Origin of the sequence: Pedobacter sp. SAFR-022 (assembly GCF_051965375.1) — a bacterium.
Classification (GTDB): Bacteria; Bacteroidota; Bacteroidia; order Sphingobacteriales; family Sphingobacteriaceae; genus Pedobacter.
On record NZ_JBQCME010000001.1, the window covers coordinates 976,157 to 991,064 of the forward strand.

A 14,908-nucleotide genomic window follows, 5' to 3' on the forward strand; every position below is an offset into this window, starting at 1 on the left:
AATCTTGAATAGATGATGTTATTGGGCTACAAACCTGAACTGGTGTACAGTTTCATTCGCTTTTCCGCTTCTTAGTACGAGTTCAGAATCTGTAATGGAGATGATCCTGTAGTTATTTGAACTTACGTCGGTAACACCAATGAACATTGCAGGTGGCGCACCTGGAAGGGTGATGGTAGCGAGACCTGCGCCAGATACCACGGTGGAGTAGGTAAAGGAAACATTGCTGTAAGAGCGATCAGCACCACATGCATAGTTCGGCTGAACGTTTCCGGCGTTGAACGTTGATCCATTAGCGTTGTAAGTTAACTTGAAATCGTTGTTAACGAAGGCGAAGGTGTAAACATCATCCATTTGGCAATCTGCCAGGGAACCACCGCCGAAGTATTCTGCGGGATTATTCTCGGTACCCACAATGATCGGCGCGGTAGATGTAGGGTCCAGTTTCCAGGAATGTGCGGTAAGTAATTTGAACTCCGGGCTGTTTAAGATGGGTGAAAGATCATCTTCCGCGACCACTACTTTTTGGGTAGCGACATCATAGCCACCATTGCCGTGCGCATACAACTTTACTTCGTACTCACCCTTTTTAAGAAAGTAAGCTTCTTTGTTTGCCTCAGCTGCAACGAGCCCCTGTCCGTCGCCAAGATCCCACTGGTACCTGTAGGCATTTTCAGAAGTACTCTCTAGCAAGAAGGTATTGACCTTGCCGCTAACCGGGGTAACTGTAAAAGATGCTTTTGCGGCCTGGCCAAGTTCACCTACGGTTTTCTTGCAGCCAAGGATTAGGAAGAAAGCCAGAAATACTGGCAGGTACAGGCACTTGAGCCTATACGAAGATTGTAGAAAATTCATACGTGTTTACATTTGGGTTAAACAGCTACAAATGTATTCACAGCTTTCAGATTTGCGATTTTTAGGGGTACATCAATACTACATCATACCGCCTAAAAACATCATTAAACGCGGTTTTTGTGTACATTGATTGAAACGATGAAGTTTTTGCCTACTTTTATCCAAATTGCTATGCGCAGATCGCTTCTCCTCATTTCGATACTCTACACGCTTACTTGCGGCAGGTTATTAGGGCAAAATCCAGTCGGATTACCAGACATCATCAATTACGAAAAAACCACTTACGGTGCCGGCACACAGAACTGGGCCATTCAACAGGACCGGAATGGCATGCTCTATTTTGCCAACAATGAAGGGCTCTTAACTTTTGATGGAACCTTCTGGAAAACTTACCCTATAGCAAATAAAACCATCGTCAGATCATTGGTTATCGCGCCAGACCACAAGATCTATGTGGGGGCACAGGGCGACTTCGGCTACTTCTCTCCCGCAGCAAATGGCAAGCTGCAATACCACAGCCTGCTGGATAAAGTTCCTGAAGGCGATAAGGTATTCGCTGATATCTGGGATATCGTAGCGCAGGGTAAGGATATTTTCTTCCGTGCGGAAAATAAAATCTTTAAACTGTCTGAGCATAAAATTACCGTGTACAACAGTGCTTCCGGCTGGCGCTTCCTGGGTGCAGCGAACAACCAGATCATTGCGCAGGATAAACGTGGATTGTTAAAGTATGAAGGCAATAAATGGGTTTCCTTCCTTCAAGCGGATATTCCAGGCGACTACATCGCGACCTCGCTCTCTCCCTACAACGGAGATACGCTGCTGCTCGCCACCTGGCAACACGGGCTGTACACCATCAGCAACAACAGCATCCGAAAGCTACAGGACTACCAGGCGGAGCGGTTTACGAATGAACAGCTGTCCCAGGCATTTAAGCTCAATGCGGATATGATGGTGATCGCCACCAACATCAATGGATGCTACATCGTAAACAAGAAAGGTACGATCGTTTACAATTTCTCCCGGAAATTGGGCCTGCAGAACAATGCGGTGCTCAGCATGCTCAAAGACAATCATAACAACCTCTGGTTGGGATTGAACAACGGCATTGATTTCATTGCGAACAACGACGCCATCAGGCATCTCAACCCCGAGGCCTTTAGTGAAGGCGTAGGTCATAGTTCCATGCTTTACGACAATGCGCTATATTTCGGACTATCCGGGGCTGTTTTTAGAATACCCATTGATGAGGCGAAAGATTTCAGCCTGCTGCAGCATGCCTTCGAATACATCAATTACAGTGCAGGACAAGCCTGGGGCATGAATGTCGTGAAGGGCCAGCTCTTGCTTGGTAAACATGAAGGTGCATTCCGGGTCGAGGGAAATAGTGCAGTAAATCTGGTTGCTGGCAAAGGATACTGGAATTTTCTTCCCTATGAGCTGAATGACCAACCAGTAGTATTGGCAGGTAACTATAACGGCATTGATATTCTGCACTACCAGAACGGGAAACTGGTGCCTGCTGGGAAAATTAAGGGTTTTAATGAATCTGCCAGGTTTACCGCAGTAGATCAACAAAAGGTGATCTGGACCTCCCATCCCTATCAGGGCGTGTACAAGATCGACCTCAGCCAAGCTGAAACACCTAAGATCAGGTTGTACACCAAGGCAGACAAGCTGCCATCAACTTATAACAACCATGTTTACAAGGTTAAAAACCAGATTGTGGTTACCACAGAAAGTGGTGTGTATGCCTACAACCCGGTAAGCGATAAATTTGAGCCTTCGAGGTTATTTAACGAGCTTTTTGACGGATTATATATCCGCTACCTAAAAGAGGACAAGGATGGAAACGTATGGTTTGTGCATGAGAAGAATTTAGGTGTATGTGATTTCTCCGGCAATAAGCCAAAGCTGATCTATATTCCCGAGTTAAACGGCAAACTGGTCAGCGGATTTGAACACATCAACCCGATTAATAAGAACAACATCATCGTAGGGGCACAAAAAGGGTTTTATCACCTGAACTATGAAAAGTATCTGCAGGCCTTAAACAATCCTCAGGTACGCATAAATGTGGTACGGGCAATAGGAAAATCCGACAGCCTGCTATTTGCGGGTTATCATGGAGAAGTTAATGATTCAAAAACTCAGCAGCGCATTCCCAGCATTAGATACAACTGGAACTCCTTCCACTTTGAATTTACAGCGATATTGCCCCAAAGCCAGGCCAATGTGGAGTACAGCTACTACTTGGAAGGCTTCGATAAGCAATGGTCTGAATTCAGTAAGAAAACAGAAAAGGATTATACCAATTTGCCGTATGGAGATTATGTTTTCCGGGTTAAAGCCAGGAACAACTTCGGACAGGAGTCTGCCGTAGCGGCTTACCAGTTTGTGATACTTCCGCCATGGTACCAGACCATTTACGCTTATATGGCTTATGCGGTTGTGGCGGTATGCCTGGTGATCTTGATCTATAAACGCCAGCAGAAGAAGTTTCGTAAGCAGCGGGAGGCCTTTGAGCAGGAACAAGAGCGCATGCGATACCTGCACCAGCTGGAAATAGATAAGTCGGAACAGGAAATCATCAAGCTGAAAAACGAAAGACTGATCACCGAGATTGAAATTGCGAACACTGCACTGGCATCAACTTCCATGCACCTGGTTCAAAAGGAAGAACTGCTGACCAAGATCAAGCACGATCTAAGCAAACTGAACACCAACATCCCTTCAGACGAGAACCTTTACAACTTAAGAAAGATCATCAGGTTACTTTCCTCCGAGGAGAAATCAGCGGAGGGTTGGGAGCAGTTTTCCATTTACTTCAATAAAGTACATGCAAACTTTCTGGAAGAATTAAAATCAGTTTATGGCAACTTAACCTCCAATGACATGAAGCTGGCCGCTTATCTGAAGTTGGGATTATCTACGAAGGAAATTGCCGAACTGATGAAGATCTCGCCGCGTGGGGTAGAAATAAGCCGGTACCGTCTTCGGAAGAAGCTGCAGATACCGGCTGAAGTAAGTTTATTTACGTTTTTCTCAGAATTTAAAGCGAACTAGCTACCAGGATACCACTGGAGCAGCTTCACCTCAACACTTTTATCGCCATCATTCACCAGCTTTTTAAACGCTTCCACATCTTGTCCGCGGAAATGGTATGGATATACAACTTTCGGTTTAAATTCAAGCACCGCTGAAGCCGCTGCATTAACATCCATGGTGTATGGCAGGTTCATACAAACAAAAGCCATGTCAATATTCTTCAAGGCACGCATTTCAGGGGTATCTGCCGTATCACCCGAGATGTACAGGCGTTTTCCGCCGATTTCCAGGATGTAACCATTTCCTCTGCCTTTCGGGTGGAACTTGGCGTTTTCTGCATCTGGAAGGTTATACATCGGTACTGCAAGGATAGAAATTCCGGCTTGGCTGGTCTTTGAACCGTTATTGAGGATCACCAGTTTCTTTTTGTTGATGGTTGCTGGCAGCGAATCCGCTACCGCCTGTGGGACCACCAAGGTCGCATCTGATTTATTGATTGCTTCAATAGTTTTTTTGTCGAAATGGTCTCCATGGATATCCGTAATCAGGATTACATGTGCAGCGCCTAATCCTGTGTAGGCTTCCGCACCACCGGTTGGATCGACGTAGATGTTCTTGTTTTGGTAGTTCAATACTAAACTCGCATGAGTTATGGGCTGAATGGTAAGCTCGCCGCCTTTAACACTTACACGCTCCGGAACGGGCAATTTAGCTTGTTGATCCTGTGCATATAGGCTGGCAGTAGAGAGCATTAAGGTTGCGAGTGCAATTTTCAGTTTCATAATCATCTGGTTTTTATATTGTAAACGATAATTCAAAGGCTTTGTTTGCTAAGTCATCATCAATGCTATTTGAATTTCAAAACAGAAACGATCGGCAAATGGTCTGAAGCATAGCGCTCTGGAACGACCTGATGACTAACCACTTCCAGATTACTGGCTTTGCTGAAGCCGATAAAGTCGATCGCCTTTGTTGGATTGATCTGCGGAATGGTGAAGGCACAATCACTGCAGGTACGAGTGAACTGTTCATCAAAGATCTTGATCACTGCGCTTTCTGGTGTCGCGTTTAGGTCGCCTGCAATGATGAAGGGCAGTTCTTCCTGTGCGGCGATCTTGTTGATCTCCGCAACCTGTAAAAGCCTGTTGGTATCATTCTTCTGGGCATCCAGGTGTGTGCTTCCGAAAAGTACTTTTCTACCTCCAGGCAGATTCACCTGTGCTGTGGCGAGTACGCGTGGTTCTCCTTTTGTACCTTCTTGTGTCGGCAGCCGGTGAATTTGACTATTTGATATCGGGTATTTGGAGAGTATCGCCACTCCGTAATCGCCGCCTTCATGATCAATGGCTTTAGCGAAAAAGAAGCCTTTAAATCCCAGTTTCAGGGCAAGTATACTGGCTTCATTGATCTTTCCGGAACGGGCCGTGTTTACATCCACTTCCTGTAAGGCAACCAGATCTGGATCCTGGTCCTTGATAGCCTTCGCAATGGCATCAAGGTCGATCTTGCCCGGTTCGGCGGGTGGGTTAGCGTGGTGAATATTATAGGACATCACCTTTAAGCTACGCACATTGGCGGGCGTGGCTTGTTGAAGCTTCGGCGAACAGCTGAGCAGCACCATGATGCTGCTCAGGAGGCCAAGTTGTTTTAATATGGTCTTCATGGATTATTTGGTTAATTCCAGCCAGGATTTTGACCTAAGTTAGGATTTCGCTGAATTTGATTCAATGGAACCGGCCATAAATAATGTTTATTTTCATCAAATTGCCGCCCTGTCATGACGATAATGTAGCCATCTGCGTCTGCAGCGATGTTACTCACCTGAGCAGGTACCAGCGCAAGAGATTTCTTCATGCCTTTTACGTCTGCTGCAAGCAATGCACCTTGTTTCCAGCGAATGATGTCGTACCAGCGCTGACCTTCACGGGCAAGTTCAACCCGGCGTTCTCTTCTGATCTCATTGCGAAGGTCAAGTCCATTTTGTGCAAGTTCAGCGATCACCATGTGGCGCATACCGACCCGGTCCCGCAGCTTGTTTATGCTGATGTCCAGATCTGCCTGGGTAAGTGTCCCCTGCTCCATTTTGGCTTCCGCGTAGTTGAGCAGTACCTCGCCTAAACGCATAACATGGATATCATTCTGATCCTTTGAGACCTGAGATACGGTACTCACCTCAACATATTTGGTAAAATAATAGCCGGTGATGGTAACACTACCAAGCTTGTCGGATACAAACTTTGGTGCGGTGAAGATGCTCGCATTGGTATTTGCAGGATTACCGTCTCTACGACCGCCCCAAGCGGCACCTGGCGCAAGAATGGTCTGCTTCATTCGTGGATCGCGATTCTCAAACAAGGCCGCATAGCTGTCTTCTTTATACAATGGTGATCTATCGATCGGCAGTCCGTCCACGCAGAGGTACGAATCAACGAGCGATTTGGTTGGATTGTATCTTGAGGCCTGATCGGGAACTTGCGATTCCCGGCTGATGTTGTGCATGCTTACATCGGTCAGGTTCATTCTGGCAACAATGGTTTCTTTGTTGGCGCCATTGGATAGCTTTCCCTTGTAGTTGAAGAGGTTGTTGTAATCTACTGCAGGATTTCCCGTCGAATACAAGCTGTAAACCCCCAGGTCCATAACCTCTTTGGCTGCTTTTTCCGCTTCAGCCCAACGGCTGTCGAATAAGGCAATCCTCGATTTGAATGCTAATGCAGCGCCCTTACTCAGGCGGCCCAATGTAGCACCGGTCTGCGGTTTTGCCTGCATCATTGCTGCAGCTTCATCAAGCTCCTTGATGATAAAGTCGATCACTTCCTTCCTGGGCTTTCTAGGCTCATATAGCTCATCAATATTCAGCGGCTTGGTTACAATTGGAAGATCACCGAAGTAACATACCAGGTTCATATACATGTAAGCACGGATGGTCTTTGCCTCACCGGCCATCTGGTCTCTTTTCTCCTGGCTTACGCTGGTGGCGTTATTGTATTTTTCTAAAAAGACATTGCACTGTCGGATGCCCGCATATTGGCTACGCCATTCGGCATCTACCGACGCCAGATCTGCCCCGAAGTTGCCGCTGCTGAAGATGCGGTAGCTATCGCCGGTAGAGGAGTTGATGCTGTTATCACCCATCTGGTCCAGAGCAACGGTATTGCTGTTTTTGATATTGGCGTATAAGCCATTGACGGCCAGGATAAGCTGCTCTTCGGTATTCCAGAAGGTATCATCTGAAATGGTATCCAGCGGCTGGCGATCTAAAAAGTCTTTTTTGCATGAGCTGGCAACTAAAGCCAGGCTGAGCATCATATAGGTAATTTGCTTCTTCATGTTATTTGAAATTGATGTTCAGACCAAAAATGAATGTCTTTACTTGCGGATAAAATCCGCCGGATGATACAGGGGTCTCGGGATCGTATCCGTAGAAATAATTAGAGCTGGTAAACAGGTTATCTGCCGAGGCATAGAACCTTAGCCGGTCAATGCGAAGTTTCTCTGTAAGGGCTTTTGGGAAGGTATAACCCACCTGCACGTTCTTTAAACGCAGGTAAGAAGCATCTTCCAGCCAGTAGGTGGATAGTCGCTGGTTGTAGCTGTATCCGTAGGCCAGCCTCGGATAACTCGCATTGGTGTTTGTCGGTGTCCAGCGGTCCAGGTGAATGGCCTGAGGATTGGAGCTGTCATTGATCAATGCGTGTCGAGCCCCACCGGTAATTAAACCATCAGCTTTCCCAACACCCTGGAAGAAGAAGCTTAGATCTACCCCTTTGTAGCCAATATTTCCCCTAAAGCCGTAGGTATAACGCGGAATCTGATTACCAATAACCTGGCGGTCGTCTGCAGGGGTGATCCTGCCATCACCATTAAGGTCGCGGAACATGATATCACCTGGAAGCATTGGGTAACTTACATCGTATGGGAAGTTCGGCGTGTATTTGTTGGTTACGGGATCAAGCGTATAATCAGAAACCTGGCTGATGCGTTCTGCGACGAAGCCATAGAAAGCATCTATTGGGTGGCCAACCATGCGCACCTGATCACCTACGGTGGCTGGTGCGTCGCCTAAGCTCAACACCTTGTTGCGGACATCCGACAGGTTAAAGTTAACGCCATAAGTAAACTCGCGGATGTTATCCTGCCAGCCCATTTGCAGCTCCCAACCTTTGTTTTCTACTTTACCGGCATTTTGTGGCGGGTAACTTGTACCAAGCACATCCGGAAGTGGGACTTCCAGTAAGATGTTGTTGGTGGTATTCTTGTAATAATCTGCTGTCAGGCTTAAGCGGTTGTTCAGCATGGTAAGGTCGATACCAATATCCTGCTTCACGACCGACTCCCAGGTAAGCCATTGATTTGGAATGCCCGTTTGTCTGTAACCCAGGGTGATCACGTTACCAATCGGCATGGTATTTACCGAATTGATTGCCGCCAGATAGGCGAAATCGGAACCTACTTTATCATTTCCCTGTGTTCCGTAAGATGCTCTGATCTTACCGAAACTGATGATGTTTTGCAGTGGTTCAAAGAACTTTTCTTTGGAAAAGATCCATCCGGCAGAACCAGACAAGAACGTGTTCCAGCGAAGTTCAGGTGCGAAACGTGAAGAACCATCATACCGGAAGTTACCCTCCAGCAGGTACTTTTCCTGGAAGCTGTAGTTTAATCGTCCAAATAAAGATTGCAGCGCATTCTGGGAGCCATTGCTATCATTCAACTGGTTCAAAGTACCCAGGTTTATGCTACCAACATCCTGTGTAGGCACATTCGTTCTGCTGGCCAGCAGGTAGGTGTTGCTGTTCTCTTCCGAAGATGCACCTGCCAGTGCTTTGATGTAGTGCTTTTCCGCGAAGGTTTTTTCGTATTCTGCGGTTGCGATAAAGGTCTGGTAGGTTTGTGTATAATCCCTGTTGTCGATCTTATTGGGATTGTTGGTCATGTAGATCAGCGAGTTATCAATCGGACTGTAATAGTTGATTGTTTTATTGAAGATCTGTCTTAAGGAATTCGACTTTACCAGCCCATATTGGCCTTTCAACCGCAAATCAGAAGTAATGTTTAAGGTAGCCTGAAGGTTGGCGGTGAGCTCTTGTGAGCTGAAGTCGTTGGTGCCCCCGTCCGTCGCAATTGCAACGGGGTTTGCAGATCCCCCCAGGTACCCCCAGCCGCCAGTGGTAAAACGCACAGGCACCAATGGGGATATTACATGTGAGGTGTAAATGACCCCACTGCCTGCAGCTACGCCGGCGCTGGAGCCGTTTACGGCACGGTCTACATAACCCAGGTTCGCATCCAGCTGCAGTTTGTCGAACAAGGTCGAACTCAGGCGCATTCTGGCATTATGTCGATTGGCATTGAATGCATCCCCGGTGATCAGTCCGCCTTCCTTTAGAAAGGAGTAAGACACGTAATAATTCATGTTGTTTCCACCGCCAGAGAGATTCAGGTTATGGTTCTGCTGTGGCGCTGAACTCTTGTACATTTCATTGATCCAGTTTGTGCTGGCGTAGTAGTTGGGGTCGCTGCCGCTTCTGGCGATCTCAATTTGCTCGTCGGTATAGGTGGGATTGGCTCCTGCGTTGATCTTGGCTTCATTTAGCAGGGTCATATAGTCTACTGAGCCCAGGAATTCAGGCAGTGCCGTTGGCGTCTGAATACCGAAGTAGTTGTTGTACGACAAGCTCGGTTGTGCATTGGCAGCACCTTTTTTGGTGGTTACCAGGATAACACCGTTGGCGCCACGGACCCCGTAAATGGAAGATGATGCCGCATCTTTTAACACGGTGACAGACTCAATATCAGAGGGATTGAGGATGTTAATGTTACCACTGGGCACACCATCAATCACGTAGAGCGGGCTTGCATCGTTCAGCGTTCCGATACCTCGGATGTTGATGGTTCCGCCATTACTGCCCGGGAGGCCGGTGGAGTTTACGACGGTAACACCAGGCATTTGCCCCTGAAGCAGTGCGCCCACCGTGGGTGCCGCGCGACTTTCGAACTCCTTGCCAGTAACCGTGCTTATGGCACCGGTTAGGTTCGCTTTCTTCTGGGTGCCGTAGCCTACCACAACAACCTCTTCCAGGTCCTGTTCGGAGGATTGCATCCTGATGGTAAGCGTGCTTTGTGTGCCTGGACTGATGGTTTGTTCGGCGTAGCCGATCATTCGGAGCAGCAGTTGCTCGCCACCGGCCACTTCAATGCTGAACTTTCCGGAAGCGTCGGTAGAGACACTGCGCTTCGTACTGCTGTTGGTTACCACGACGCCGGGTAGCGCCTGGTTGTTGCTTTGGTCTAGCACTGTTCCGCTGACCGTTCTGCTTTGCGCAAGCAATTGCATGCTGAAAAGAAGCAAAATGCAGGTCATGGCGAGCATTGCCTTGACATGCATGCTGCATGTAAAACGTAAGGGTTTTCTCATGGATTAACTATTATAGGGTGAATAATTAGTCGTCTTTAGTTAGTTTTTACTCGGCGGCAAAGTAACTCATAATGGAATTTTATGGGGTTAAGCTCCTGTTAAGCAATCGTGATGTTACTAGCAAGATATCAACTTGATTGAATTGAAGGGAAGCCTTACTCGTAACAAAACCTTGACTTTGAGCAATTAACAAGGAAGTTACACAGCCGTATACATGGTACATTTCGCTACAAAGAACCTTGAAGAAAAATAATGCTTGTACGGTTTTCCGTAAAAACAGGGACATAGCACTGCATACTTTTGAGACAACAAAAAGAGAAATGCTGAGAAAATGGTTGAACACCATTACACCGATAGTTAAGGCAGATGCTGTTGCTAAACACAGCTGCCAAAGTACAAAGCAGATCAAATATCATTCAGGTGAATGATCCTGGAGGCTGTAAACTCCAGGGATTTAAGCCTTAATCTGACGAATGATGCCGCTAGGCATCTATGAATAGATTTTGAATGGTTTGAGTGCGTTGCTCTCAGGAATTGCGGGGATTGTTTCTGGTTCGTTTCCATCAACCAGCCGGAGCAATCCTCCTTTCCAAACAACATACCTTTATATTTAAAGCCTGAAAAGAACCACATCTTCATGGTTCTGAAATAGCTTTAAACCAAAAAAGCACTCCGAAGAGTGCTTTTTGTGGTCCCGACGAGAATCGAACTCATATCTAAAGTTTAGGAAACTTCTATTCTATCCGTTGAACTACGGGACCAGTACTATTTGATAACGCTGCCGTTGTTATGCTTATCAACAGGCGCCACAAAAGTAAGTTTTCCATCCGAATTTTCAGACATTAAAATCATTCCCTGAGATAATATTCCTTTGATCTCTCTTGGAGCAAGATTTACCAGTAAACTCACCTGCTGTCCAATAATTTCCTCTGGCTTATAGTGTTCTGCAATACCAGATACAACCGTTCTCGTATCAAGACCAGTATCAAGCGTCAGCTTTAGCAGCTTTTTAGTCTTTTCCACCTTTTCCGCAGCAATAATCGTCGCAACCCGGATGTCTACGGCGCTAAAATCATCGAAGTTGATATTCTCTTTAGCAGGTGCCGCTACAGCATTTGCTAGGCTATTTTCGTCTTTACTTTTTGTCAGCTTGTCTATTTGGAACTGCACTTGCTCATCTTCGATCTTCTCGAACAATAGAACTGGCTGATTCAACTGATGTCCACGTGGTAATAGGTTCAACTGACCCGCATGCGCCCAAAGGTGACCACCGTAGTTAAGCATTTTCATCAGCTTGTCGGCCGTAAAAGGCAGGAAAGGCTCAATCAGGATTTCCAGGCTTGAAACGATTTGCAAACTGATGTTCAAGATGGTTCTAACACGATCCTCATCGGTCTTAATGACTTTCCAAGGCTCCATATCCGCCAGGTACTTATTACCTAAACGCGCAACATTCATCACCTCCATCAAAGCCTCTCTAAAACGGTAATTCTCTATAGAAGCACTGATCTTGGCTGGATATTGCGCCAACTCGTCAATCACAGCCTGATCTTCCGGCTTAATTTCCATGATCATCGGTACCTTACCTTCGAAGTATTTGTGGGTTAAAACCACCACCCGGTTGATGAAATTACCCAAAACCGCAACCAGCTCATTGTTATTTCTGGCTTGAAAATCCTTCCAGGTAAAGTCATTATCTTTAGTTTCCGGCGCAGTAGCAGTAAGTACGTAACGAAGCACGTCTTGCTTATCAGGAAACTCCAACAGGTACTCATTCAACCAAACCGCCCAGTTCTTTGAAGTAGAGATCTTCTGACCTTCCAGGTTCAGGAATTCATTGGCAGGTACATTATCCGCAAGGATATACTCCCCATGCGCCATCAACATCGCTGGGAAGATAATACAGTGGAATACGATGTTATCCTTTCCGATGAAGTGTACCAGTTTGGTGCTGTCATCCTTCCAGTATTCTTCCCAATTGCCTTTTTCTACGGTATTCTGATTGATGTAGTATTTCTCCGCTTTCGGGTTCCAGACATCAAGCTTCGCATAGTTAAAAAACTCCTTCGTTGCGGAGATGTAGCCGATCGGCGCATCAAACCACACATAAAGCACTTTTCCGGCAGCATCTTTCAAGGGCACCTCTACACCCCAGTCCAGGTCTCTGGTCATCGCACGAGGCTGCAAACCGGCGTTCAACCAGCTTTGGCACTGACCATACACATTCGGTTTCCACTCCTTATGACTTTCAATATATGCTCTAAGTTTATCTTCATACTTATCCAGTGGCAGAAACCAGTTTTTGGTTTCCTTACGTACTGGAGGCTCACCAGATAAGGTAGATTTTGGATTAATCAGGTCCGTCGCATTTAAAGTACTTCCGCAGTTCTCACATTGGTCGCCATAAGCATGCTCAAAACCGCAACGTGGACAAGTTCCGGTGATGTAGCGGTCAGCAAGGAACTGCTGTGCCTTTTCATCATAGTACTGTTCAGTAATTTCTTCCGTAAACACGCCCTTGTTGTACAGACTTTCAAAGAAACCTGAAGCGGTTTGGTGGTGCGTTAGTGAAGAAGTTCTATGGTAGATATCGAAGGAGATTCCAAACTCCTGAAAGGAATCGCCAATGATCTTATGATATTTATCGACAACCTGCTGCGGCGTGATGCCCTCCTTTTTTGCTTTTAAAGTAATAGGAACGCCGTTCTCATCCGATCCGCAAACGAATTTTACATCACGTTTATTAGAGCGGAGGAAACGTACATAAGTATCCGCCGGCAGGTAAACACCCGCAAGGTGACCAATATGTACAGGTCCGTTCGTATAAGGCAAAGCAGCCGTTACTGTATATCTCTTAATTTTACTGTTATCCAAAACTATTTTTATTAATTTGTCAAAGATAAGTGTTTTACCAATGATTAAACAGCCGCCCTATTTAAAAAAAGGTGACAAGATTGCTATAGTAAGTCCTGCGAAAAAACTACCTGGAAAGATAGACGAAGGAATCAGAATTCTCGAAAGCTGGGGCTTGCAGGTGCTGCTCGGTTCTAGTGTTTACGCTGCCGAGAACCAGTTTGCCGGTAGCGATGAACTTCGTGCAGGAGATCTGCAACAATTCCTGGACGATCAGGAGGTAAAAGCAATTATAGCCGCACGGGGCGGATATGGCACCATTCGGATCATTGACCAGCTAGATTTCACGAATTTTAAGGAGCACCCGAAGTGGATCATTGGTTTCAGCGACGTCACCGTGTTGCTCTCGCACTTACTGGCAAAGCATAATACCATGAGCATCCATGCGCAAATGCCATATACCTTCCCGGATGCCACTCCAGAATCCCTGGAATCTTTAAGGAAATCGCTGTTTGGAGAACCTTTAAACTACGAATACAACAGCAAACACCCAAATATCCCGGGCCAAGCAGAAGGTATACTGATTGGAGGTAACCTGATGCTTTTAGTGATGCTTAGTGGCTCGGAATCCGAAATGGACTATACCGATAAGATCCTCTTCCTGGAGGATGTGGGGGAACAGGAATACGCCATAGACCGCATGATGCGGATGCTTACGCGCAGCGGAAAACTTGCTAAACTGAAAGGGCTGATCGTAGGTGCTTTCAACGAGATCGAAGAAGAACAAGTGCCATTCGGGCAGACGCCCGAATCGCTCATTTACGATTTGGTGAAGGAATATGGTTATCCCGTATGCTTTAACTTCCCTACAGGGCACATTGATGATAATAAAGCACTGACCTTAGGTCAGCAAGTCACGTTGGACATTAACGAATATGCTGTCACTTTCACGAACAACAGCAACAAAAAATAGAGGCTATAACGCGTTGTAATAATCGAACAGTTTTTGAAGATCCTGGCCTGAGGAGAAGCTTACTTTGTTATCTTTCAGATACTTTTCGATTGCAGCAGATTGACTGCTCATGGCTGCCAGGATACTTTTCTTTGATGGCTTAAATAGGTCCAGAGACTTAGATTGCGTATTCTTAATATAGTAGGCTGATTTTTCTAGGATCGTTTTAGTGACAGTCGCAGAATTATAGGTCTTATCTTCCCAGACAACTTTCCAAAGCTTCTTCATCAAACTGAGCTTTCCCTCTGAAAGCACCAGATAACATGAAGTCTCCTTACCATCCCCATCAAAGGTATACCGCATCTTTGCCAGGCCACTGCTTAGGGTATCAATAACAAGCATTTCAGCAACGGGCTCAACAAAGGCCAGCACGACCTCCCCAGATTTCGAAAATAAAGGGGTGTTTGTTACCAGATCAACGTTTACAGGAATGTCTTTCACACTCCTGCCGTTTTTAAGCAGCACAGTGGCTGATTTAAAGTTTTTGAACAAATGGGGGTCACCAACTACATCCGACTGTTTACTGCCCCTAATAGGCCTGCCATTCACTTCTTCCAGATAATTCTGGCTAAAGCAAAACGAACTGATAAACATCAAAAACATTAAAGGTGTCAGGATCTTCAGGGTCATGAAAGAATTATGGTTTAACGATTAAGGACCAGTCCATAAAATGAAACTGGTCCTTGAAATTTAATAATTATTTTTCAAAATCGATGCTGGTC

General features: G+C 46.1%; 9 protein-coding genes and 1 tRNA gene. 2 read left to right on the forward strand and 8 right to left on the reverse strand.

Annotation, left to right across the window (positions count from 1 at the left end):
- Positions 1-18: 18 nt before the first annotated feature.
- Positions 19-855 carry a PKD domain-containing protein gene (locus tag ACTHQF_RS04240; RefSeq protein WP_440428627.1) on the reverse strand — a complete coding sequence of 279 codons (837 nt, stop codon included), beginning with the start codon at positions 853-855 and terminating at the stop codon, positions 19-21.
- 171 nt (positions 856-1,026) lie between these two features.
- On the opposite strand from ACTHQF_RS04240, the gene ACTHQF_RS04245 reads away from it, so the two are divergent.
- The gene (locus ACTHQF_RS04245; protein WP_440428629.1) at positions 1,027-3,921 is read left to right on the forward strand and encodes a ligand-binding sensor domain-containing protein; all 2,895 of its coding nucleotides are present in this window, start codon (positions 1,027-1,029) and stop codon (positions 3,919-3,921) included.
- Here the strand turns inward: ACTHQF_RS04245 and ACTHQF_RS04250 are convergent.
- The 6 genes from ACTHQF_RS04250 to metG all read right to left on the reverse strand — a co-directional run bounded on the left by ACTHQF_RS04250 (position 3,918) and on the right by metG (position 13,195).
- A complete protein-coding gene (locus tag ACTHQF_RS04250; RefSeq protein WP_440428630.1) occupies positions 3,918-4,685 on the reverse strand; it encodes an MBL fold metallo-hydrolase in 768 nt (255 codons plus the stop codon). The two genes, ACTHQF_RS04245 and ACTHQF_RS04250, sit on opposite strands and share 4 nt — an antisense overlap.
- A gap of 65 nt (positions 4,686-4,750) precedes the next feature.
- The gene (locus ACTHQF_RS04255) at positions 4,751-5,566 is read right to left on the reverse strand and encodes an endonuclease/exonuclease/phosphatase family protein (RefSeq protein ID WP_440428632.1); all 816 of its coding nucleotides are present in this window, start codon (positions 5,564-5,566) and stop codon (positions 4,751-4,753) included.
- Between the two features lie 11 nt (positions 5,567-5,577).
- Positions 5,578-7,233: a RagB/SusD family nutrient uptake outer membrane protein gene (locus tag ACTHQF_RS04260; RefSeq protein WP_440428633.1), complete on the reverse strand. Its 1,656-nt coding sequence runs from the start codon at positions 7,231-7,233 to the stop codon at positions 5,578-5,580.
- A gap of 1 nt (position 7,234) precedes the next feature.
- Positions 7,235-10,321, reverse strand: a complete 3,087-nt coding sequence (locus ACTHQF_RS04265; RefSeq protein WP_440428634.1) for a SusC/RagA family TonB-linked outer membrane protein — start codon at positions 10,319-10,321, stop codon at positions 7,235-7,237.
- A 689-nt stretch (positions 10,322-11,010) separates the two neighbouring features.
- Positions 11,011-11,082 (reverse strand) — tRNA-Arg (locus ACTHQF_RS04270).
- Between the two features lie 4 nt (positions 11,083-11,086).
- A complete protein-coding gene (gene metG / locus ACTHQF_RS04275) occupies positions 11,087-13,195 on the reverse strand; it encodes a methionine--tRNA ligase (RefSeq protein ID WP_440428635.1) in 2,109 nt (702 codons plus the stop codon).
- 40 nt (positions 13,196-13,235) lie between these two features.
- Here metG and ACTHQF_RS04280 point away from each other — a divergent pair, with 40 nt between their 5' ends.
- Positions 13,236-14,147 (forward strand): S66 peptidase family protein, encoded by a 912-nt coding sequence (locus ACTHQF_RS04280; protein WP_440428637.1) that lies wholly within the window; start codon positions 13,236-13,238, stop codon positions 14,145-14,147.
- A 3-nt stretch (positions 14,148-14,150) separates the two neighbouring features.
- On the opposite strand, the gene ACTHQF_RS04285 is transcribed toward ACTHQF_RS04280, so the two are convergent.
- Positions 14,151-14,816: a hypothetical protein gene (locus tag ACTHQF_RS04285; RefSeq protein WP_440428638.1), complete on the reverse strand. Its 666-nt coding sequence runs from the start codon at positions 14,814-14,816 to the stop codon at positions 14,151-14,153.
- Positions 14,817-14,908 lie beyond the last annotated feature (92 nt).